Source organism: Niallia sp. Sow4_A1 (genome assembly GCF_052116745.1).
Taxonomy (GTDB): Bacteria; Bacillota; Bacilli; order Bacillales; family Cytobacillaceae; genus Niallia; species Niallia hominis.
Genome location: NZ_JBQKKM010000039.1, coordinates 25747 through 49301, shown reverse-complemented (window position 1 = coordinate 49301; position 23555 = coordinate 25747). Strand labels below are relative to the sequence as shown.

Annotated in this window: 20 protein-coding genes, 2 pseudogenes and 2 riboswitches; of the genes and pseudogenes, 17 read left to right on the top strand and 5 right to left on the bottom strand. The window is 37.1% G+C overall.

Annotated features, from left to right (window positions below; genetic code table 11):
* The first annotated feature begins 169 nt into the window (after positions 1–169).
* From ACTQ5K_RS18810 to ACTQ5K_RS18740, 15 genes and pseudogenes are all read left to right on the top strand, one after another.
* Complete coding sequence (locus ACTQ5K_RS18810; protein ID WP_349204990.1) at positions 170–742, top strand: hypothetical protein; 573 nt, start codon at positions 170–172, stop codon at positions 740–742.
* Positions 743–791: 49 nt separating this feature from the next.
* Positions 792–1759: pseudogene (locus ACTQ5K_RS18805) on the top strand (2-keto-3-deoxygluconate permease).
* 193 nt (positions 1760–1952) lie between these two features.
* Positions 1953–3656, top strand: a complete 1704-nt coding sequence (locus ACTQ5K_RS18800; RefSeq protein ID WP_441994199.1) for an NAD-dependent malic enzyme — start codon at positions 1953–1955, stop codon at positions 3654–3656.
* Between the two features lie 236 nt (positions 3657–3892).
* Positions 3893–3979, top strand: a riboswitch (cyclic di-GMP riboswitch).
* 114 nt (positions 3980–4093) lie between these two features.
* Positions 4094–4462: a hypothetical protein gene (locus ACTQ5K_RS18795; protein WP_031539000.1), complete on the top strand. Its 369-nt coding sequence runs from the start codon at positions 4094–4096 to the stop codon at positions 4460–4462.
* Positions 4463–4521: 59 nt separating this feature from the next.
* Positions 4522–5232: a hypothetical protein gene (locus ACTQ5K_RS18790; RefSeq protein ID WP_031538999.1), complete on the top strand. Its 711-nt coding sequence runs from the start codon at positions 4522–4524 to the stop codon at positions 5230–5232.
* A gap of 47 nt (positions 5233–5279) precedes the next feature.
* On the top strand, positions 5280–6473 hold the full coding sequence (locus tag ACTQ5K_RS18785) for a methyl-accepting chemotaxis protein (protein ID WP_048716385.1): 1194 nt from the start codon (positions 5280–5282) through the stop codon (positions 6471–6473).
* 98 nt (positions 6474–6571) lie between these two features.
* Positions 6572–6656: riboswitch (cyclic di-GMP riboswitch) on the top strand.
* 124 nt (positions 6657–6780) lie between these two features.
* Positions 6781–8148 (top strand): annotated as a pseudogene (locus ACTQ5K_RS18780) (sodium-dependent transporter).
* A 37-nt stretch (positions 8149–8185) separates the two neighbouring features.
* On the top strand, positions 8186–9796 hold the full coding sequence (locus tag ACTQ5K_RS18775; protein WP_251628878.1) for a pyridoxal phosphate-dependent decarboxylase family protein: 1611 nt from the start codon (positions 8186–8188) through the stop codon (positions 9794–9796).
* A gap of 365 nt (positions 9797–10161) precedes the next feature.
* The gene (locus tag ACTQ5K_RS18770) at positions 10162–10944 is read left to right on the top strand and encodes a sugar phosphate isomerase/epimerase family protein (RefSeq protein ID WP_031538995.1); all 783 of its coding nucleotides are present in this window, start codon (positions 10162–10164) and stop codon (positions 10942–10944) included.
* Positions 10941–11750, top strand: a complete 810-nt coding sequence (gene surE, locus ACTQ5K_RS18765) for a 5'/3'-nucleotidase SurE (RefSeq protein ID WP_048716398.1) — start codon at positions 10941–10943, stop codon at positions 11748–11750. The genes ACTQ5K_RS18770 and surE overlap by 4 nt, the downstream gene beginning before the upstream one ends.
* Positions 11743–12783: an ABC transporter substrate-binding protein gene (locus ACTQ5K_RS18760; protein ID WP_109768982.1), complete on the top strand. Its 1041-nt coding sequence runs from the start codon at positions 11743–11745 to the stop codon at positions 12781–12783. The genes surE and ACTQ5K_RS18760 overlap by 8 nt, the downstream gene beginning before the upstream one ends.
* Before the next feature lie 27 nt (positions 12784–12810).
* The gene (locus tag ACTQ5K_RS18755; protein WP_031538990.1) at positions 12811–14541 is read left to right on the top strand and encodes an ABC transporter permease; all 1731 of its coding nucleotides are present in this window, start codon (positions 12811–12813) and stop codon (positions 14539–14541) included.
* Complete coding sequence (locus ACTQ5K_RS18750) at positions 14528–15604, top strand: ABC transporter ATP-binding protein (protein WP_031538988.1); 1077 nt, start codon at positions 14528–14530, stop codon at positions 15602–15604. Before ACTQ5K_RS18755 ends, ACTQ5K_RS18750 begins: the two co-directional genes overlap by 14 nt.
* 12 nt (positions 15605–15616) lie before the next feature.
* Positions 15617–16429, top strand: coding sequence for a PHP domain-containing protein (locus ACTQ5K_RS18745; RefSeq protein WP_031538985.1), 813 nt, complete (start codon positions 15617–15619; stop codon positions 16427–16429).
* Positions 16430–16582: 153 nt separating this feature from the next.
* Complete coding sequence (locus ACTQ5K_RS18740; protein ID WP_031538984.1) at positions 16583–17137, top strand: DUF6155 family protein; 555 nt, start codon at positions 16583–16585, stop codon at positions 17135–17137.
* 271 nt (positions 17138–17408) lie between these two features.
* Here ACTQ5K_RS18740 and splB read toward each other — a convergent pair whose 3' ends face one another.
* On the bottom strand, positions 17409–18437 hold the full coding sequence (gene splB / locus ACTQ5K_RS18735; RefSeq protein WP_031538983.1) for a spore photoproduct lyase: 1029 nt from the start codon (positions 18435–18437) through the stop codon (positions 17409–17411).
* Positions 18434–18697, bottom strand: a complete 264-nt coding sequence (locus tag ACTQ5K_RS18730) for a transcriptional regulator SplA domain-containing protein (protein ID WP_031538982.1) — start codon at positions 18695–18697, stop codon at positions 18434–18436. Before ACTQ5K_RS18730 ends, splB begins: the two co-directional genes overlap by 4 nt.
* 166 nt (positions 18698–18863) lie before the next feature.
* Here ACTQ5K_RS18730 and ACTQ5K_RS18725 point away from each other — a divergent pair, with 166 nt between their 5' ends.
* Both ACTQ5K_RS18725 and ACTQ5K_RS18720 read left to right on the top strand, forming a co-directional pair.
* Entirely contained in the window at positions 18864–19223 is a 360-nt protein-coding gene (locus ACTQ5K_RS18725; RefSeq protein ID WP_031538981.1) for a carboxymuconolactone decarboxylase family protein, read from the top strand.
* 41 nt (positions 19224–19264) lie between these two features.
* Positions 19265–19696, top strand: a complete 432-nt coding sequence (locus ACTQ5K_RS18720) for a pyridoxamine 5'-phosphate oxidase family protein (protein ID WP_031538978.1) — start codon at positions 19265–19267, stop codon at positions 19694–19696.
* A 26-nt stretch (positions 19697–19722) separates the two neighbouring features.
* Here the strand turns inward: ACTQ5K_RS18720 and uvsE (ACTQ5K_RS18715) are convergent, their stop codons facing one another.
* From uvsE (ACTQ5K_RS18715) to ACTQ5K_RS18705, 3 genes are all read right to left on the bottom strand, one after another.
* On the bottom strand, positions 19723–20691 hold the full coding sequence (gene uvsE, locus ACTQ5K_RS18715; RefSeq protein WP_048716405.1) for a UV DNA damage repair endonuclease UvsE: 969 nt from the start codon (positions 20689–20691) through the stop codon (positions 19723–19725).
* 38 nt (positions 20692–20729) lie between these two features.
* Complete coding sequence (gene uvsE, locus ACTQ5K_RS18710; protein WP_031538976.1) at positions 20730–21683, bottom strand: UV DNA damage repair endonuclease UvsE; 954 nt, start codon at positions 21681–21683, stop codon at positions 20730–20732.
* Between the two features lie 138 nt (positions 21684–21821).
* A complete protein-coding gene (locus ACTQ5K_RS18705; RefSeq protein WP_031538974.1) occupies positions 21822–23468 on the bottom strand; it encodes an ABC transporter substrate-binding protein in 1647 nt (548 codons plus the stop codon).
* Positions 23469–23555: the final 87 nt, after the last annotated feature.

The window sequence follows — 23555 nt, the reverse complement described above, 5'->3', positions numbered from 1 at the left end:
ACGATTTATAATTCAATAATTTTTACCCCCAACCCGCGTCGGCGTTGGTCGCGTTTTGAACTTGGGCGCCCACCCGTCCCCCAACTAGACAAAAAGGATATTTATTCTCCCACAAACATTTTACTCATACTTACAAGTCATTATTATTATTTTTGTATGTATTGTTGTTGTGTTATCCCTTTTAATAACCGATTTGATTATAAGTAAAGGAATAACCTCCAGTGTAGAAGGAACACAGGAAGAGAAGGCATTGGATGTTGCAAGGATGGTGGCCGTTACTCCACAGGCGAAAGAGGTTCTCGAAGGAAAAGGTAGCCAGACAGAAATTCAAGCTTTTGCAAATGAAATAAAAGAACAAACAAATGTTAACTTTGTTGTTGTGATGGATATGGACGGAAATCGTCTATCCCACCCGGAACCTAGTAAAGTGGGGAAGCACTTCAGCGGAGGAGATGAAGGTCCAGTGCTGGAGGGAAAGGAGTATGTTTCCATTTCTAAGGGAACGCTTGGCCATTCCATGCGAGCGTTTACTCCTATCAAGAACGAAGAAGGAGAACAAATCGGCGCAGTTGCTGTAGGAATTTCTTTAAAGAGTGTGACAGAGGCTGTCCATAAAGGACGGATGGGCATCTTTATGGGAACATTGATTGGGACTTTGATTGGTGTAATTGGGCGTTTAACCGGAGGGTATGATGAACATGTAAAAACAAAAGGGGATTCGTGGTCCAATCAAAATGTTTAGATCGCTTCCTCACAAGTAATAATATAAACTTTTTTTAGGAGGATAAAGTATGCATATTCCGATTAAGAAAACGCTTGATAAAATTCCAGGTGGGATGATGGTTGTTCCATTATTCTTAGGGGTATTAACGAACACATTTTTTCCGCAATTTTTAGAAATTGGTCATTTTACTACGGCATTATTTAGTAAAGAAGCATCATCGACCATTTTGGCATGTTTTATGTTTTTAATTGGCTCGCAAATTAATTTTAAATTAGCTCCAAAGGCAATTAAAAAAGGGGCAATCTTACTATCAGAAAAAATATAGTAGGGGCAGGTATAGGGATTGCAGTAGCCATAATCTTTGGGCCAGCTGGAATTCTAGGATTATCCCCTTTAGCCATTCTTGCAGCGTTATTAATTGCTAATGGTGGTTTGTACGCATCACTTGCTTCCTCCTATGGTGATGAAACGGATGTAGGAGCATATGCGTTATTTTCTTTAAAAGACGGTCCATTTTTTACATTAGTTGCATTAGGAGCTTCTGGTCTTGCTTCCATTCCATTTCATGCGCTTGTAGGAGTATTAATCCCAATATTAATAGGAATGATTTTAGGAAATATTGATCCTGATATGAGAAAGTTTCTAGGAAGCAGTAAATTATTATTAATCCCATTCTTCTCCTTCCCATTAGGAGCAGGAATGGATCTTAGGACGATAATAGAAGCGGGAGGCCCTGGCTTATTACTAGGATTGATAGCTGCATTCACTGGAATTGGGGCTTACTTCCTTTTAAAGTTATTTAAAGAAAATCCTATCGTTGGTTTAGCAACAGGATCAACTGCAGGAAATGCTGTAGCTACACCAGCAGTTGTTGCAGCTGCAGACCCAACTTTAGCTTCTATAGCACCAGCAGCTACTGCCCAAGTTGCAGCAGCATGCGTAGTATCTGCAATCATCTGTCCAATTATTGTTAGCTATGTTTATAAAAGATCGGAAAAGAAAAAAGCTAAGAATTCGATTGTACCAGCAGCATAAATAAGGATAGGGAATGAAATAAAGAGGAAAGCAATCCTGGTTACTTGCTGCATTGTTCGTTACAAAATAATGAATTTAAATTAAATATCCTAGTGGAAAATAGCAATCAGTATTAATATGAGAAGGAAGAAATTTGTTTTTGAGAATGTAAGGTTAATAGTTTAATTTCATATAGAAAGAAGGATCTACCACTATGAGTGTGTCTGAAAATGTAATTATCACAACATTAAAAGGAAAAGAAATTCTCTCCAATCCCTTTTTAAATAAAGGTGATGCTTTTACGAAAGAGGAAAGAGAAAATCTGGGACTTGATGGTCTATTGCCGCCACAAGTACTTACACTTGAAGAACAAGTAAACAGAATCTATGAGCAATATTCGATGCGGACCACCAATCTTTTTAAATACGGCTTGCTTAACGATTTATATAATCGAAATGTCGTTTTGTATTATCGATTTTTAAAAGAACACTTAGCAGAGATGCTTCCAATCGTTTATACCCCAACTGTCGGTGATGCTATCCAGTCATACTCTCATAGCTACCATCGTCCAGATGGATTGTATCTTTCCATTGATCACCCTGAAGGGGTTGAAAAAGCATTTTATAATCTAGGGAAGTCCAGAAATGACATTGACTTAATCGTTGTTACGGACTCTGAAAGTATCCTCGGTATAGGGGATCAAGGAGTAGGCGGTATTAATATTGCAATAGGTAAACTAGCAGTATATACAGCGGCAGCTGGTATTGATCCAAGCCGTGTTCTGCCGGTTGTATTGGATGTTGGTACGAACAATCAGTCTTTAATTGAAGACCCTATCTATATTGGTAATAAGTTCCCTCGTGTCCGTGGTGAGCGTTACGATGATTTCATTGATTTATTTGTTCATACTTCAAGAAAGTTTTTCCCAGAAGTACTTCTTCATTGGGAGGATCTTGGAAATGTAAATGCACGAAATATCTTGGATAAATATGGTGACAAAATCCTTACCTTTAATGATGACATCCAAGGAACAGGTGCTGTGACACTTGCTGCTGTTATGTCTGCGTTAAAAGTTACAGGAGATTCTCTGAAGGATCAACGTATTATTGTCTTTGGACCGGGTGCTGGTGGTCTCGGTAACGCAGACCAAATAGTTGATGCCATGGAAAATCAAGGATTAACAAAAAAAGAGGCTTATGATCATTTTTGGGCTATTGACTATCGAGGGCTACTGACAGATGAAACACCAGATGTACTGAATTTCCAAATGCCTTATGTAAGAAAAGCGGAGGAAGTAAAGGAGTGGGATCAAAATGAGGACGGAATCATTTCATTATTGGAAGTGGTGAAAAGGGTGAAACCAACCATCCTCATTGGTACTTCCGGCCAAGGGGGAGCTTTTTCGGAGGAAATTGTGAAAGAGATGGCAAAGCATGTGGAACGTCCAATTATCATGCCAATGTCCAACCCTACACAACTTGCGGAAGCAGTTCCAGAAAATTTGATTAAATGGACGGATGGTAAGGCGCTAATTGCCACAGGAAGCCCCTTTGCCAATGTAGAATATAACGGTGTTTGCTATGAAATCGGTCAGTCAAATAACGCATTTGTGTTCCCAGGACTAGGGCTTGGAGCCATTGTTTCAAAAGCGCAAGTTATTTCAAAAGGAATGTTTGCGGCAGCAGCAAATGCAGTTGCTGAGATGTGCGAACCCAACCAACCTGGAGCTTCCTTGCTTCCTTCGGTTGAGAAATTACATGATGTATCTATCTATGTTGCAATAGAAGTAGCAAAGGCTGCTCTAAACGAAGGGATAGCAAGAGTGGAGCTTACAGATATTCCAAAAGCCGTGGTCGATGCTGTTTGGCAGCCTGAGTATAAGGAGATAAAGAGTGTCGGTATTTGGGCAAATGTTTAATGACATAATAATAGATTAGTAATCTATATTGGCCTGTTCCTCCTAGTAATTGTCGTATTTTCGACATTTTAGGAGGAAGGGGTTTTTATTTTGTGGTTGCGAAACGGAATAGAGTAATTAGTACTATTTTTGTATATTTGATATGAATAAAAAATACTAGTATCGACAAAAAATGACAAGTTCTTTATAATGAAGTAGTGATTTGTATTCGTGAAAATAGTACTGAAGTTTTCTAAAATTGAAAAAGGCAAACTTATCGAAAGGTAAGGACGCAAAGCTACGAGTCTAAAATCCTTCTGGATAATGATAGTCGGGTTGCCAGAAATAACCACCAACGATTATTTGGCTATCCCTGTCTATTCCTGGGATAGCTTTATTTATTTTGGACTTCTTGGAAAAAAGATGAAAACATGGATATAAGGAAAAGGAGAATAGATATGATTGTAGTAGACAAAAAGAAGTATAAAATGGCGATTAATGAAGGCTCGAAAGAAATCCATGTACAGGTTCATGGATTGATGAGAGAGGAAGACGCAGAGGAATATATGGTGGATTTGCAAGAGACGATTAATAAAGTGTCAAGACGAGATTATACCTTTGTTGTGGATGCTACTCACCAAACACCAGTCCCATCAAAAGTTGTACCACAATTGGAACAAACGATGCAATTTTACTCTGGCTTAGGTTTTAAGGAAGTTCTTGTTGTAAAGCCTTCTTCTAAAATTGCCCAAGTGCAAATTAGAAATGCCTTAGAAAGAATTGAGTTCACAGGTAAAATTATTGATCAAGTATCTCACTCTATGTAAGGTTAGGTATAAATTATTTTAAGAGAGTTATATATTTTAATTGAAAAGGGAGTCATCAAGTGCAACAAGTACAAACGTTATATACATATGAAATTCTATCAAAAGGACAAACGGCTTTGATTGAAAAGGCAGCTGACTGTCTTGCAAGCTCATTTATAGGATTGAATATAGCAGGGAAGTTGGTTCAAGAGCCAATGGTAGGTCTTTTAAATATAGATTATGAAGATTTTTATCAGTTTACGAAAGAATATATAGAATCTACTGTAGAGCAAGGATATTGTGCAGTAGCTTTAGATAGTAATCAACAGGTTGTTGGTGTTCTAGCTGGAGATATAAATGCGCCAGAGATTATTGGAGAAGATGTGTTTGAAGGTTCTTTTTCTGATATGAATGTTATTCTACATGTTTTAGAAGATGTAGATAAACGTTTCCTAGCAGATTATAAAGAACGAAATGGAAGAGAGCTAAAGGATGGAGAAATATTGCATTTATTCATGTTAGGTGTAACTGCCGAACAGGAACGTCACGATGTTATTAAGCAATTAGGAAGCACACTAATAACGAAAGCCTCTTCACAAGGATTGAAGGCTGTTTTAGCAGAAGCGACAAATCCTAAATCTATACGTGTGATGGAGAAATATTACGAGATGGAAAAATATAAAGATGTAGAAGGAAATTATATTGTTCATAAATATCAAGAGAATAGTAGATTAAAAGATATTCCTACAACGATTGCTGACGGCACTTATATAATTATTAAAGAAATTTAAACTTTCAGCAGTCTAATTAAATTTTATAAATAGGAGAGTTATTTATTATGGAGGCTATATTATTAGCTATTATTGTTATCTTATTGGGAACAACAGTGTATTTTGCTTACCGATATTTTTCGCTGAAACATCATCCATCTATTAACAAAGAAATAATAAACGGGATGAAAGAAATAGCTGCAGGAAATAGAAGTGGCAAAGTAGATGGGACAAGTTCTTATCATATTACATTTAATGAACTAATTGCGTTTTTAGATCGTGTAAGGGAAAAGTTTTTTTCTTTTTCAAAAAATGTCCATACAAAAGGAGAAAATCTAGCTGGAATTGGTGAAAATGCTATGGAGAAAGCTGATATTGTCCGAGCAGCAATCGATGAGGTAGGTAGAGGATTACAAAAACAATTAGTAGCAACAGAGGAAAGCGCCCTATCAATGGAAGAAATGGCCCAGGCCATCGAAGATTTATCGATAAGGTCCAATCAAATTTCGGAACAGTCTAATACTACTTTAGAATTGACGCAAGAAGGAAATGTAAAGCTTAAGGACTCTTTAGAAAAAATGGAGCAATTTAACCAAACAATCAATACAACCTTTCATGCCATTAATAAGCTTGGAGAAAAGTCTCAAGAAATTGGTACAATTGTAAAGGTAATTACAGGAATATCTGAGCAAATTAACTTATTGGCATTGAATGCGGCAATAGAAGCAGCTCGTGCGGGGGAACATGGTAAAGGTTTTGCAGTCGTAGCAGATGAGGTGCGAAAACTGGCTGAACAGTCTCGTCAATCATCTTCTGAAGTATCAAATATTGTAAGAAATATTCAAGAGGAAACAGGGATAGTTGTGAATTCAATGCAGCAAGGTACAGAAGAGTTTAAAGACACGAACACGAATATTTTAGAAGTTGGTACGATGTTCGAACAAATTCTCTCTACTACAAAGGTCATTGCTGAAAATAATGAAAATTCTTCTGCGAGCACAGAAGAATTATCCTCGGCTTCTCAACAAATCATGACAACGATTGTTCAGATAGCGGCTATTTCGCGAGAATCTGTTGAAATGTTTGAGGAATTAATCGGGATTAGTGATGGAGAGCTACAAACGATTCAAAAACTAGTTCAGGAAGCGGAGAATCTTTTGGAATTGAAAAATGATGTAGACAAACTACTTTCTACGTGGAATCAGGGTGTTGAAACAGAAGTGGGTCAACAAATTGAAGGTAAGGGTAGTGTAGCCAGTTAAGTTGGAAACTGCTTCTCATAGGTGATTAAACTTGTGAGAAGCTTTCATTTGTAGATTAATAGAAATAATTTATTTTAATAAAGTATTTTGTAATATTCCTTCGAAAATAGCAAACTCATTGAAAGATGAGGACGCAAAGCTGCGGGCCTAAAGAAGTACTTCTATGGTAGCCGGGTTGCCGAAAAGGTTGGATAGTTACTAATCAAGCAATATATTGCTTTTTTACGTCCTCCTTGGTGTGGACTTTTTTTATTTGGATTTGTCTATCGTAGCAGAAGGATAGTATTCAAAAGGAAAGGGAGTAGAAATGGCACAACAAGAGCAATGGAGATCAAAAATAGGATTTGTTTTAGCTGCAGCTGGATCAGCGATAGGATTAGGAGCTATATGGAAATTCCCTTATGTAGCTGGAACAGGTGGCGGCGGAGCCTTTCTCTTATTATTTTTAGTTTTACATTAGTATTGGGAATGCCCTTATTATTAGGAGAATTTATGATTGGGAGAATGGGACAAAGTAATCCGGTTCAAACATATGGCAAGCTAGCATTAAATCCAAAGTGGAACTTTATCGGGAAACTCGGTGTTTTTACAAGCTTTTTACTGCTATCATTTTATAGCGTTGTTGGTGGCTGGATTATTTTATACATTGTGAAGCTTTTGAGCGGTGGATTAGCTGGATTGACTCAGGATCAATATGGAGAGCTTTTTGGCGACATTATTTCTAACCCATATCCGACTATTGCGGCACAGCTTGTATTTATGCTTGTCACAATCCTTGTCGTTGCTCAAGGGATTCAAAAAGGGATTGAGTTAGCAAGTAAAGTCATGATGCCAGCGTTATTGCTTTTGTTTTTAATATTAGTGATTCGTTCTTTAAGCTTGGATGGAGCAATGGAGGGTGTGAAATTTTTACTTGTACCAGATTTTTCAAAGCTGACATCTGAGAGTATCCTATTTGCCCTTGGGCAGGCATTTTTCACATTATCTATAGGTGTTTCGGTTATGCTTACATATGCTTCTTATTTACCTAAAACACAAAATCTACCTCAATCAGCTATTTCTATTATTATCTTAAATATTGTTATAGCTTTATTAGCGGGATTAGCTATTTTTCCAGGTGTTTTCTCCTTTGGCATGGAACCGAATGCAGGGCCGGTTTTAATATTCTTTGTTTTACCTGCAGTGTTTGCCCATATGCCTTTTGGGATGCTTTTCTTCTTGGCATTATTTACTATTATTCTTATTTGCTGCTTTCACTTCAGCATTCTCTATGATTGAAATTATTGTATCAGCAGTTACGAAAAATGATGCAAGTAAACGGAAGAAAAGCACTTGGATAATTGGGATGCTGATTTTTATCGTTGGTGTTCCATCCTGTCTATCTTATGGTGTACTTGCAGATGTCCATCTTTTTAATAAGACTATTTTTGATTTGATGGATTATGCGGTCAGTAATATTTTAATGCCACTAGGTGCCTTATTAATCGCGATTTTTGTATCGCGAAAAATTCCAAAAGAGGATTTGTTTGCGGAGTTAAAGCAAGGATCGAATGTAAGATACCTATTCTTTTCCATTTGTTATTTTCTGTTAAAATATATCGTTCCCATTGCGATTCTCGTCGTTTTCTTAGATGCGGCAGGATTATCAGATTGGATTATCGCTTTGTTTAAATAAAAACTACTTCTAGTAAGAACATCACGGAGGTCAAACAATGAAGGACATACAAAAGTTGTTCCCGAGCATGGACGGGAACAACATTCAAAGAGAGGAATTATTGTCATACTTTAAGACAATTTTAACGAAAATAGATGAATTAAAGGATCCTAACAAACTAACGCTAGGGGAAATGCCAGAATACACAGAGGACTACTATAATCGTGTTATTGAAAAGGCAGATGTTCCGAAAACGGGTGTAGCAATGGAGGAAGTGATGCATAAGCTTCTAAAATTGGTGGAAGGACATCGATATGTTCCCCTTCCGAATATTGCAAGTATCATCGGGAATTTAGTGATGGTGCTTGTAAATGGGAACAATCTTTGGGATGTGGAAGGTCCAGCGGCGGCTACAGCAGAGGTTGAAGTAACAAGCATGTTGTCCAAGCTAGTCGGCTATGATGAAAATCTAAGTGCTGGATATACAACTTGGGGAGGACAAGGAGCGGTGTTTAATTCTTTACGCCTTGCAATTGCCCGTTATGCACCTTCCTCTAATCAAAAGGGGATTCCGAAAAATCTTTATTGCTTCTGTTCAGAGTTATCCCACTACAGCTTGTATAAATCTGTAGAAGCAACGGGGATTGGGGTAGAAAACATGATTCGTGTGAAGGTGAATCAGGATCATTCTATGAATCTCCAAGATTTAAAAGAAAAAATGGAGCAGGTAATTTCAAAAGGCGGTGTTCCACTTTATATACTTGCAACAATGGGAACAACTGATACATTTGGGATTGATGATATAGAGGCCATGAAGCATCTAGCGGAAGAGCTAGAGCGCAAGCATGGTCTTAGCCCCATCTATATTCATGCCGACTCAGCAATGGGAGGATTGTACACCTTCTTTAATGCGTACGGCTTTGATAATAACCCACTGCAATTGGAAGACAATGTTAAGGTAGTATTGAAATCCTATCAACAGAAGTTTAAACAGATTAAGCTTGCAGACAGTATGGTCTTTGATTTTCATAAGCTAGGACAAACACCGTATATTACGAGTTTATTTTTAATTAAAAATAGAGAGAATCTCAAATATGTTGATTTAGACGAAGAGGAAACACCATATGTTGGGAATCGTGGGTATGGAAGCTATCATACAGGCTACACATTAGAATGTTCACGAATGGGAAGTGCTCTTTCCATCTATGCATCTTTATTAGCATTTGGGATGGAAGGGTATCAAAAGCTTCTAGCCAACTATCTTCGCGTTAATATGAAATTTAGAGAGACGTTAACAAGGGAAATTTCAAATGTGGCAATTACGAATGAAGTTTCGCCGATTACAACCTTCCGCTTTTATCCTGAAACTTCTAAATGGAAGGATGAATCAGGTGGACTTTTAACAGTGGAAGAAATAAATGAAATTAATCAATTTAATGACGAGTTTGCCGAAATAATTGGTGCTGAACGAGATACCGTCTTCTTTGGAAATACAAAAAAACAGCGTCTTGTAGAAGCAGCCGATTCCAATAAGCGAGTATCTATATATGCACATAAGTTTTTCACAATCTCTCCTTATTCAACGATGGAAGAGGTAGATCGTTATGTTGAATTTTTAAGAGAGCATATTGAATTTTTCTTGAAAATGAAAAAGGTAGTTGTTTATTAAAAGGGAATATAAGAATTGTTCTTGAATATAAAGTTAGATTTAAATCCCTCTGCCATAGCAGGAGGATTTTTTACATTGTGAAAAATTTACTTCTTTTCCGCTGTAAATATCTAGATTTAAAAAATGCTGTAAATAATCATTCTCATAATTAGTCGTGCATTTTAACGTAATGTAAAAAGTTTACTTTCACTTTACAAAAGATATCGTTTTTATTGATAAATCAAACATCTCTCAAAAAATCTCCTGCGCCTTATTAATAATAATTTTACATTACTCCCCAAAGTACCTTTATATTTATTTTCTAGAATTTAATTATAGAAGAAACAACATTGTTAATAATTCTATCAAAGGAGTGAGGGAGTTTTATGCATTTTGCTTCAACGTTAGCTTGGGCTTATCCAGTAGACGAAGTGGTACAGATTGCCAAAAAGAATGAATTATCAGGATTGGAGGTTTGGGCAGAGCAGGTATGGTTTCACGGAACAAATCCAGAAAAAATCCGTAAAGCGAATCTAGATCAGTCTATCAACCTGACTATGCATGCCGCAAGCTGGGACTTGAACATTTGCTCTATAGAAAAAGAAATAAGAGAAAGCTCTGTAAGGCAAATTCAACATTCCATTAAGCTAGCAGATGAGATAGGTGCAGACTCTATTACATTCCACCCAGGGAGGCTGACTCTTCCCCAAATGAAACAGGAAATATATGAGACTTTAATGATGGAATCTATTTTTACTTTAATAGAAACAGCGAAGCAGTATAAGAAAACCCTTAGCATAGAATTAATGGAGGTAAAAGCAAAGGAATTTGTGACAAGCCCTGATACGATGAATCGATTGATTGCAAGCTTTATACCGGAACTGAAAACAACCTTTGATGTTGCTCATATTTCGGAGGGAGCTCCCGGGCGTGCCTTTGCCGACTTAATAAATGTGGACAAAATTCATGTTAGTGATAATACCGAAAGTCAGCTACATGTTCCCCTTGGTACTGGCATACTAGATCGTAATATGCTGAGAGAGTTTTTTGCTATCACATCTCTCCCCGTAGTGGTCGAAGGTTTCGATGCATCGGAAAATCTAAATTGGTGGAAGCATAATCTTCACTATTTAAAAAGCCTGGAAATACAGAAGGAGGTGCCTCAATGAAGATTCTAGTGACAAACGATGATGGCATTTTTGCTCCTGGTCTTCAGGCGCTGGTTGAAGTGTTGCAGCATTTTGCTGATGTATATGTGGTCTGTCCAGATCAGGAAAGAAGCGCAGTCAGTCATTCGATTACGTTGAGAGTGCCTTTAAAGGCAAAGCCACTTCCCCTATTTCCTGGTGTAAAAGGTTGTTGGGCAGTTAATGGAACACCAGCAGATTGTGTGAAGCTGGGGATTGAAGTATTAATGAAACAGCAGCCTGACTTTGTTATTTCCGGAATAAATCTTGGACCAAATCTAGGTCGTGACCTTTATTACTCAGGAACAATGGCTGGGGCTATAGAAGGATTACTTTACGGCATTCCTGCTGTGGCAGTATCATTAAATGCCTTTTCTGACATGGACATTAATTATGAAAAAGTAAAAAGGCTATTTTATCCTATTATGGAGGTGCTTTTGCAGAACAAGATTCCAAAGGGGATTTTCTTGAATGTAAATTTACCTTATTTATCAAGGGAGATGTGTAAGGGAGTCCGTATTGTTCCACTTGATATGAAGGTTGCTCGCTATTCCTATGTCGGTTTAAACGACCCCCATGGACAAGTTTACTATTGGTTAAAGGATCAGCTACATAATATGAAAGATTTTGAGGAGGATAGTGACTTTCTTTTACTAAGAACAGGGTTTGTCACTGTATCACCGATTGAGTTTAGGACGTTTCATAAAAGAAAACAAGAACAAATTGAACGATGGTTTTCCCATTTAACTTTTGCTAGTACAGATGAGGAGGAAATAGATTATGCGTAAATGGATGCTTATATTAATGTTTGGAATATTGATGGCTTTTGCTGCAGGCTGCGGTAGTAAGGAAAGCAGTGAGACAAGTAATGCTTCAGAAGATACGAATAATACAGAGGCGAAGGTAGAGGGATCTCTCCATTTTTATACTTCTCAGCCGGATGCAGATGCGGCCAAATTGGTAGAAGGATTTCAAGCTAAATATCCTGATGTAAAGGTAGAAACCTTCCGCTCTGGTACAGAAGAAGTAATCTCAAAAATTAAAGCAGAAAAAATGGCTGGAAAGATTCAGGCTGATGTACTGTTGGTTGCAGATGCAGTAACATTTGAAAGCTTAAAGGAAGAAGATATGCTTCAAGCATATGAAACAGAAGAAGCTACTGAAATCCCTTCAGAGCTTATTGATCCAGACCATACTTACTTTGGAACAAAGGTTATGGCTACAGGCTTAGTAGTAAATACGGAAAATGTTAAAGAAATGCCTACGAGTTGGAATGCGCTGACTTCTAAAGAGGTAAAAGGAAAAATTATTATGCCAAGCCCGTTATACTCTGGTGCTGCTGCTTATAATTTAGGTGTGTTTACACGTCAAGATACATTTGGCTGGGATTTTTATAAAAATATTGCTGCAAACGATGTAACAGTAACAAAGGGGAATGGCGATGTACTTAAAGGTGTTGCCGGCGGAGAAAAGGACTATGGAATGATTGTTGACTATCTCGTTACACGTGCTAAAGCAGAGGGATCTCCAGTTGAGCTCATTTATCCAGAAGAGGGTGTGCCAGTTATTACGGAACCCATTGGAATCATGAAGGACGCACAAAATGTAGAAGCAGCAAAGGCTTTTGTTGATTTCGTTCTTTCAGAAGATGGACAAAAGCTTGCTGCAGAGCTTGGCTATACTCCAATTCGTAAAGGGATAGAAGCTCCTGAAGGACTAAAAACAATTGATGAAATAAAGGTCCTTTCGGAAGATGTGCAGGAATTGTATAAGACAAGAGATGCTGATAAAAAAGAATTTGAAACAGTTATCAGCGAATAGAACATTTTTTAAGAAGGAGTGGACAGAATGAACTCACATGTTCAGAGTTCAGAAAGGAAAACGGAAGCTTTATCTCCGTTCTCCTTTTCTTATTTTACCCGTAATTGGTGGGGCGTTCCCGGCTTTCTGTTGCTTATCTTTGTATTTTTGCTTCCTGTTTGTCGTCTTGTTTGGCTGAGTGTTTCCAATGGAGAAGAAGTTGGTCTCATGCTTTATCAGGAAATACTATTAGAAAAAGCAACCTGGAGGACGATTCAAAATACCATTATTATTACGATTTCCAGTACAGTACTTTCCTTAGTTATAGGAGTAGGGCTTGCCTTTACAATGGCATATGTGAATATCCGGGCAAAAAAATGGCTGCAATTGCTTATCTTTTTACCGTTTTTAATCCCCTCCTATATCTCAACACTTGCTTGGGTTCAGTTTTTTGGAGGAAATGGTCCCATCCAGTTTCTATTTAATGAATCTGTTAATTTGTACAGTATGGGAGGAATTATTTTTGTACTTGGGCTTTCTCATTATCCCCTTGTGTATTTGATGAGTGTGGAGGTATTTCGTCGTATTCCAAGAGAGCTGAAATATGCTGCCAGCACTTCCGGAGCGTCTGGTGGAGTTGTATTTCGAAAAGTTATCCTTCCAATGGCGCTGCCAGGGATTGCTAGTGGTGGTATTCTTGCTTTTCTATCTAATATTGATAACTTTGGCATTCCTGCTTTTCTTGGTATTCCAGCAAATATTCGTGTATTAAGTACTTATATTTATGAACAGATAATTGGATATGGACCATCTGCCTTTTCCAGAGCCGCTGTACTTTCCGTTATTCTTGGCGTGATCGCGTTAATTGGTACAGTGGTGCAATGGGCGATTATTAGAAAAAGTAATGTAAGTGAAACAACTGCAAGAGATACAGAGCCAAGATATTATCTCACGCGGGGGTGGAGGAACGTTGCGGAGTCAGCGCTATGGATTTTCTTGTTGCTCACAACCCTTGTGCCGTTGATTGTTATGGCTTCTACCTCCTTTATCAGGGCATATGGATTATCGCTTTCGTGGGAAAATCTTTCTTTGAAAAATTACCGATATCTGCTATTTGAAGATGCTAAAACCGGTTCAGCGATAGGGAATAGCGTAACCCTAGCACTTGCTACTATGTTAATCTGTATGGTTATTGGAACAGTGATTGCCTATATTCGCTTTAAAAAGCCATCCTTTTTTGTGAAGGCTTCGGAAATCATTGTTACTATTCCGTATGCTTTGCCAGGAACGGTATTTGCCTTGGCGATTATTTTAATGTGGCTTCAGCCATTACCAGGTGTGCAACCAGGAGTCTATGGAACGATATGGATTTTATTGATTGCTTATATAACTAGATTTACGGTTCTACAAATGAGAGGAAGCCTGACTGCCTTTTCGCAAATTGATCCTTCTATGGAGGAAGCAGCAAGAACTTCAGGAGCAAGGGCGTATGTTAAATGGAAAAGTATCCTTTTTCCACTACTTATGCCTGGAGTATTAAGCGGGGCTGCTCTTGTGTTTTTGACTGCTCTAACGGAGCTTACGGTTTCAAGTCTTTTATGGTCAAGCGGCTCTGAAACGATTGGTGTTGTCATCTTTAGTTTTGAGCAAGCTGGATACTCCACTTATTCCACAGCATTTTCAACATTGATTGTAACAGCAGTATTAACAATGGGGATTTTGTTTGTTCTTTTCGAAAAAATATGGAAGAAGAGGGTGATGAAGAGTGATTCGAATTGATGGGTTAAAAAAGAATTATGGAAATTATACGGCTCTTGAGAATATTGATTTGGAGCTATTAAACGGAGAATTTATCGCTATACTTGGTCCTTCTGGATGTGGGAAGACTACATTGCTACGGCTTTTGGCAGGATTCATGAAACCAACAGAAGGAACAATTTCCATAGACGATGAAATAGCAGCAAGCTCCAGTAAACTTGTCCCACCTGAAAAAAGGAATATTAGTATGGTATTTCAATCTTTTGCATTATGGCCGCATATGACAGTAGAAGAGCATATTCGATTTCCCCTAAAGCATCATCGATTTGGCAAAACAAATGCGAAGGAGGAGCAGGAAAAAAGGGTCTCTGAAGCATTAGAAATGGTAGGACTTTCTCATTTGAAAGATCGTTATCCTGCTGAACTTTCCGGTGGACAAAAACAACGTGTTGCACTAGCACGGGCAATCGTTCCAAAGCCGTCTCTTCTCTTGATGGATGAGCCGTTAAGTGCGCTTGATGCAGAACTTCGAATGGAAATGAGAAGAGAGATTGGCGCGATTCACCGAAAAATGGGTACAACAATTATCTATGTTACTCATGATCAAGGGGAAGCATTGGCGATGGCCGATAGAATTGTTGTAATGAACCATGGGAAGATAGAGCAGATAGGTACACCTGAAAGTATTTATAATACTCCGCAGTCCGTATTTGTGTCCACTTTTGTTGGGAAAGGCAATCTAATAAAAGGGGAGTGGGTGAATGAGGATAAATTTATTCCAGCTGATTTTCCTGCTGTTTCTTGGACAGATATTGGCATAGCAAAGGAAATAAAAGCTCAAAATCTTTATCCTGTTCGCCCGGAGCAATGGAAGCTTGGCGAGGTGGATCAGAATCAGATGACTGGAATTGTTCAATTTGCCCAATTTCAAGGGAATGAAATCCATTACAGCATTCAGTCTGGTGAAGAGATGATTAATGTTTATGCTTCTGTTTTTGAAAAAAGATTCCTACCAGGTGACTCTGTTTCATTAAAAATATATACTGGCACAGCCCAAAAAGCTGTTTTAGTAGGTAGCAGGTAGGGAGGAAATAGGATGATTGATTTGCATATTCATTCTGAATACTCAGATGGTTCCTGGAATCCTCGAGAGATAGTAGAAGATAGTATAAAAAAGGGGCTAAAAATCATTTCGATTACCGATCATGATGTATTGGCGGGTTATGAAGAGGCTCTATTCTATAGAAATAATAGCTTGAAAATTATTCCTGGGATTGAATTGAATACAGATGGTCCTTTAGGAGAACTTCATATTTTAGGCTACAACTTTGACCCAGAGCATCCAAGCTTAAAGGAACATGTCCTTTGGAGAGTGGAGGATCGGTTGCAATGGGGAAAAAGAATTGTAGCAAAATTGAAGACGCTAGGATTTAATATTTCTTTTGGAAATTGCCTTGCACGTGTGGGAAAAGGAGTTCTTGTTAGAACACATATTGCAGATGAGTTAGTTGCAGCTGGATACTTTCACAACAGTAAACAGGCGTATGAAGAACTTTTAAAAAAGGGGAAGCCAGGCTTTGAAGAAAGAGGAACTTTTTCTGCAGTGGATGCCATTAAGCTAATTCATGAGGCTGGTGGTCTTGCCTTTCTTGCTCATCCAGGAATGTATAAGCACGATTTTAATGTTCATCACTTAATCGATTCTGGTTTGGATGGAATCGAAGTGTATCACTCCAAACATACTAAGAAGGACCAAGACTATTGGAGAGGATTAGCAGTAGATAGGAATCTTCTTATTTCTGGAGGAAGTGATTTTCATGGACCGGAATCAAGGAATCCGTTTCCGATTGGGAGTGTGGAGATAGAAGATCCTCAGATTCTAGCATGGTTTGGTAATATGGTTCCTTAGCATTTAGATAAATTATAGTGTTGTTTATAGAAAAATTTAATTGCATTTTAGTGAAGCTTTGCTTTAAATAAAAGTAAAGCTTTTTTATGTAGAATACTTTTGGAAAATTCTATTAGCATTTGCAATAATTTATAGTAAAGGAATGGTGGACAAATGGCATTATTAAAACTAAATCAACTAAAAAAAGAACTAAAACAGTTGGAACAAAATGAATTAATTCAGTTAATTTCAGAGATGTATAAAATTAATAAAGATGTTCAGCAGTATTTGTCCAATAAGTTTATAGGAGAAGAAGCCATTAAAGACTTGTATGAGAGAACAAAAAAGATAGTGAGGGATGAATTCTTCCCAGAGCGCGGTTTTGCGAAAATGCGATTGGGAGTAGCAAGAGATGCGATTTCAACTTTTAAGAAACTTTCCTCTGATGAGGGTAAAACAATAGATTTGATGCTTTACTTTGTTGAAACTGGAACAAAATTTACCAATACGTATGGTGATATAGAGGAAAAATTCTATAATAGTATGGTTTCCATGTATAACAAAGTAGTGAATGAATGCAATAAGAGCGAGGGATTTTACAACATTTTTAAAGATCGTCTTTATTCGATTGTCGGTGACACAGATGGAATTGGATGGGGATATCATGATGATATTTGTGCTATTTATTATTCTTTAGATTGGCTGGAAGAGGATGAAGAAGATGAATGAGATGGAATAAGAAAAAGTAATCTATTTAAAAGGCTGTTTTCGTAAAGTTTGTTATGATGAATCCACTTTGCTTACCATAAGGAGTCAAAAGCTCAGTATTTCTAATTAATTTTGTTTTTTCTATTGAAAAAGAAACACTCTTTTAGAAAACAGCCATTTAAAAAGAATCGCTTGGTTTTGAATAAAATATTTAGAAAGCTGCCGCTATTTTTTAAAGTGAAGTGGCTATTTAAACATCTTTATATCAAGTAACCATTTCCGTATCCACTAGTTACGTGAAATATTCTAACTTAGCATCTGGAAAGAATTTTTTCATATAGGAATGAAGATGATTTTTAATATCTTCTTCTTCTTCTTTTTGATAAATATATTTCCCAATCCCATATTTTCCCCATTTATATCTTCGTTTTTCCTCATCTAGCTCTAATTTTGTCATCGGATAATTTTTTTGTATGACTCTTTTGGCTGGTTTTGTAAAACGGTGCTGGATAAATTCGAATGTTAAATCCTTTTTTGCTTCGGCCGGCAACTCAGCATCCAGTCGTTCGAACATGTGAAGATATCCTTCTTCCCATCCTTCATGGAGATAAATTGGAGCGACAATAAATCCAAGGGGATATCCAGCTCTTGCGACTTTTCCAGCAGCTTCGATTCTTTTTGCTAGAGGAGAGGTTCCAGGCTCAAAATGCTTGATGACATAATCAGCATTTACACTAAAACGAAAGCGGGTTTTTCCATTATGCTTGGCATCGAGTAAGTGATCAACATGATGAAACTTTGTTACAAACCTCAGTTTTCCGTAATCCGATTCTCCGAAATGTTCAATCGCACGTTTAAGGGTATGGGTTAAATGATCAATACCGACAATATCGGATGTACAAGATGCTTCAAATCGAGTAAATTCAGGAGCGCGCTCCTGCATGTAATGATCGGCAGCTTCTAAAATTTCATCAACATTTACATAGGTACGGATGTAAGGCTTACTTCCCATCGTTGTTTGCAAATAGCAATAGTGACAATGTCCCATACAGCCGGTTGCAAAAGGAATGGCATATTCAGCAGAAGGCTTCGAGGTATCGAATTTGAGCGTCTTCCGAATGCCGACGACAAGGGTTGATTTTGCTACCCGGTAACGCTGAAAATCATTGTCTCCAGGAAGGTTTCTAACTTGATTATGGGAAGTTGTGTGCCGGATTTCTACATCCATTTTCTCAAACTTTTCAAGTAGCTCTTTCCCTAATGGATAGTTTAGTGCATCTGGTTCAAAATAAACTAGCTTCGGTGTAAATGGTTTAATCATTCCAATCTCCCTTCCGAAACATCTCCATAATAGTAATTGTAAGCTTGCTGAGCTTCTTCTTCTGTAGTATATACAGCAACCTCGTTAGATAGAGGATAGTAATTTTCGTATAAAAATAAAGATAATTGATTGGAATCGTCAGGATTTTTAACTATAGCTGCAGCTTGAATATTAGCTACATCTTGGGTATGTGGGTTTCTGTAAAATACATAGACGATATCTCCGGCTTGAAAGGTTTGGTTTTCGTTATACAGTGTCATTCACTCACTTTCTACATTCAATCTATTAAGATTTTTTACATTGGATTCTTTAAGTATGTATTACTTTTTTTGGAAGTGGCGGGAAATGAAATCCGCTTATTAAATCGTTCTATTTTTGCTCATAATAATGCTGATATACACAATGATAAAAAGGAGCGTTTAAGAAATGGATGCTAGAAATTCAATCGAAACTACACTGTTAACGTATAAAAAAGGGCTTGGTGATTTTACTGGGAAGATGCCTGAATTTGCAAGTAGATTTAATGCTTTTACAGAAGCATGTTTTGGAGAAGGAGCTTTATCTCAAAAACAAAAGCAATTAATTGCTTTAGGAATCAGCCTTCACGCACAGGATGAGTACTGTATTATTTATCATACAAAGGGATGTTTGGATCAAGGCTGTTCCGAACAGGAAATCTTAGAAGCTGTGGGTGTAACTGCTGCATTTGGAGGCGGAGCAACTATGAGTCAAGGGGTTACATTGGTTCAAGAATGCATGCAGGAATTCAATCAATTAGAACACTAATAAAAGTAGAAAATTAACAATAAATAGGAGCAGAACAGATTATGACAAATCAAGACATTAAAAATCAGGCTATTAAAATTATCTCAGGTCATAGGACAGGAATACTTTCATCTGTTGAAAATAATAAACCCCACTCACGATATATGACATATTACAATGATGATTTAACATTATATACACCAACTCAAATGGATACAGAAAAGATAGAGGAAATCGAAAAAAATCCTTACGTTGCTGTATTGTTAGGATATGAAGAAAAGGGGCAAAGTGATACGTATATTGAAATAACAGGGAAGTCTGCTATTAACAATACAGAAACATTGAAAAAACAGTTTTGGGATGACTCTTTTCAAGAATGGTTTGAAGGGCCTGAAGATCCAAACTATGTATATCTCCAAATAACTCCTGAAGTGGTTCGGATTTTAAATATGCACGGTGAACCGCCCCAAGAGTTATCATTAGAAAATGAATGAATCACTCAACAGACTCTTCTTTCCTTTTACTTTAGACGGAAAGAAGAGCCATCAATAATCTCCACGTCCCCTCGTAATTTAACTTCTTTCATAAGTTTAAAAAGTGCCTTATCTTTCTTTTTTGCTTCAATCATACAGTCGATTTGGCTTATACTTCCGTTAATCTTTTTTAGAAAATCGAAGAACATATTTATATCGATATAATCGGCATGATGCCGAAAAAGTTTATCACTTTTTGGGCTCGAAATATGCATTTTAATGGGGAGAGAAGAATCTCTCCATGTTTGGATGACCCGGTCCCAGTTACTTTCCCAATGGGGATTATTAGAATGGTGAGCAAGATGGTGGTGATAATCAAATACAAGCGGAATTCCTAATTTTTCACATAAGTAAAGTGTATTCTCAAAAGTGAAGGAGGTATCATCATTTTCAAGCATAATCATGGTTTGAAGTGATCTTGGGACAAGCATCCAATTTTCTATAAAGCGTTCTAAAGACTCTTCTGTGTCCTTGTAATTTCCTCCAACATGCATGACACATCGATGCATTGTATCTATGCCCATCCCTTTTAATAATAAATAGTGCAATTTTAACGTTTTAATCGAGTTTTTCAAAATATGCTTCTGAGGCGAATTAAGGAGAACAAAGTGATCAGGATGAAAATCGATTCTCATTTTGTGTTTTCTTGCAAATGCCCCCAATTCTCCTAAAGGTTCCTTTAGTGGTTTCATATAATCCCAATCAAGAAGTTCCTCATGGTTTGCCAACGGAATAAGCCTTGAAGTTAAACGATAAAAATGTATATCGGAAGCTGCAGTGTGCCTTAAGAGGCGAAGGGTATTCTGGAGGTTTTGTAAGGCAATCCGTTCTAACTTACGGAGTGCTGCTTCCCGATCCTCGATTTTCTGAAATTGAGTATATGTCATTGTTTTTGATGGGGATGAATTTTTTACAATCATGCTCATCGCAACGTATCCAAGTCGGACAATGGTCAATAGATGTCACCTCTTAATATATAATTCAAAAGTCATTCCTACCATTCTATCGTTCCACCAGAAGTCTGTTTTACTCCTCTAATAGATGCGATGTCCTCAATCAGCTTCAACATGGCAAGGTTTTTTTGTTTTGCTTCTATCATAATGTCAAAATCCTGTTTAAGATTTTTTGCCATTTTTAAAAAGGGGAGTACAAAGTCAATGGAAACAAAGTCAGCATGAGAACGAAAGGCTTGGATCGATTTTGGTGAAGAAATATGTACTTTAGGGACCATTTTTTTGTTATTCCATGTGTTAAAAATTCTTTCTAAATAAAGAGATAAATCTATATCCTCGTTATTTGCCATATGATGATGATAATCAAGAATCATCGGAATGTTTTCTTGTTCACAAGTTATCAGTGTTTCTTTCACGTTATACGTTTTATCGTCATTTTCAAGCGTCATTTGATTTTTGATTTCTACAGGCAATTGTTTTATATTCTGATGAAATCGACGTAAAGAAGTATTTTTATCTCCATATGCCCCACCAATATGAATATTAATGATACTAGTATCGAGTACATCCATGGCTTTTAGCATTTTATAATGAAATTCCATATCCTTTACAGCATTTATGGTTACTTCTTCTCTAGGGCTAGTAAAAAGTGTAAATTGATTGGGATGAAAACTAACCCGAAGTTTAAATTGTCTAATTAATTGGCCAAGTTCTCTCCATTGCTCTTTAAAGGGAGTAATGAAATCCCATTCTAACTCTGGATGAGTTGCTAATGGCACTAACGAACTGGATAACCGATACAATGAAATCTCATTGGCGGCATTATAGTAGAGAATTCTTTTCGTATTTTTTAAATTTTGAGCCGTAACAGCAAGTAGCTTTTCTGTGGCTTCCTGTTTAGGAAGGGCTGAATATCGAGAGAAGGTTAAAGCCTTTGAAGGACTTGCATCCCATAATCCTAATGCATTTGCCACATAGCCAAAGCGAATCTTCATCTGTTTAGTTCCTTTCCATAGAGTCCAGCAGTGTATCTTTTTATATTGCCATATCTTCTGGAACTCTATGTGCTGTTTTACTAAGTTAATAATGCATTTCATTAAAAAAATCCTGAGATTGTGTCTTTCCTATACCACTCATTCTTTCGGCCGAACCCATACTTTTGAAAAATCTACATAGCCAAAATGGCTAATTTTAATATTGCTTATATCGGTTGAAAATGGAATATATCGCTTTTGATAATAAAGTGGAATCATAATCGATTGATTAATCAATTTTTTTTCGATTTCTAGGTTTAAAGCTGTCCATTGTTCAAATGGTGTATCCTTATATTTTCCCATTAAGTTTGTAAGTGTTCCATTGTTTGCTATCATTTGGGAAAGAGGAGAAAACCCATTCATTAAAAAATAGTAAAAGGAAAAATCTTGATTGAATTCAAAAACTTCTCCATGTACGAAAAGATCTACATCTAATGTCTTAGGATGCTTTGTTAATATATCAGCAAAGGAAAACCATTGAATATCTATAGGGATTTTTTCTTTTGCGAATATTTCTGCAAGCCATTGTGTGGTATTAGCAGTATGTCTAGCACCTCTTATCACAATGGGTTTAGAAAATGTTGGCCGTTCTACTTCAGAAATAGTCAGCTGTTGATTTTGACCGACTATTATACTCTTATCATTCGGTATTAGTCTTGAACTTAGGTCACCAATTGTGTGACGATTTTTAGCGATAATCCAATGGAGGTAATCTCTTACTCGCTTCTGTCTAATAGCAGAATTTCTACAGGAGTTCATTACGATGATACCAAACCCCGAGTCGCTTTCTACTTCGATGGAGGAAGAGGTATCCTTTTCCATAGGAGAATGATAGATTCCTTTAAAATCCTCAGGAACTTGAATGAATTCTACTACATCAATTAATGGCCTCTCTCGAAAATGATCTTGAAAAGCAGTTAAAGTTGTTTTTTTATCGATGTTTTGTTGAAGGATGAAGTAACCGGTGCCCAATATTTTTTCATTCGTCTCTCTATAGATGCTTGCACACATCATACTAAGCATAGGAAGGATATAGGTGCATCCATTGGGATGGATAATATCCAGTATAAGTGGAGACTTTACTTCGATACTTTTGACAGGTGTCCATAAATCTTTGTAATAAGCATGTGTCCGAAGTTTTTCAAGGCATTCGGCCACATCATTTGCTGTCAAAACGGAACCGTCATGAAATTTAATATCCTTTTTTAAATAGAGTCTTAGTTTAGAAGTGGTGCTATCCCAACTATGGGCAATTTCAGGTAATACTTTCCCTTCTTCTGTATGAGTGACAAGCCGATTAAACACGTTTGCCACTAAATGGGCACTGAAGACATCCCCAGCTTCAAGTGGATGGGTGGAATGGAATGGATATCTTTTTGGTACGATTAATTTATCATTCGACTCTTGGACAAAGCCAAGTTTTGTATGAAATTTATTCATTAACCTCATTTTGCTGTTTGTGGACCAATTATACATTAAGTATTTGCTTGTTTGTTCTACTGGTTCCAGATCAATTCGCTTTAAAACCTCTTTTTCGTAAGAACTTTCCACCTCTTTTTTCCATACCAATGTTGAAATGTTTCCGCGTCCTCGTCCGGGTGTAAAGGATAGCCAGCCTTCCTCCATCCATTTTTTTAAATAACGTGTTGTTTGTTTCGAGCTCAATTGCAAGGTTTCAGAAATTTCCTCCATTCGAATACTGCCTGAAGGATAATATCTCCAAAGTGTAAGTAATTTGTTATCCATCCTTTTTCCTCCTAAAAGGGGACGTTGTTTTATTAATTGTCTATTTTTAGAATTATTCGTCTAGTTTAATATACAGTAATAACAAGG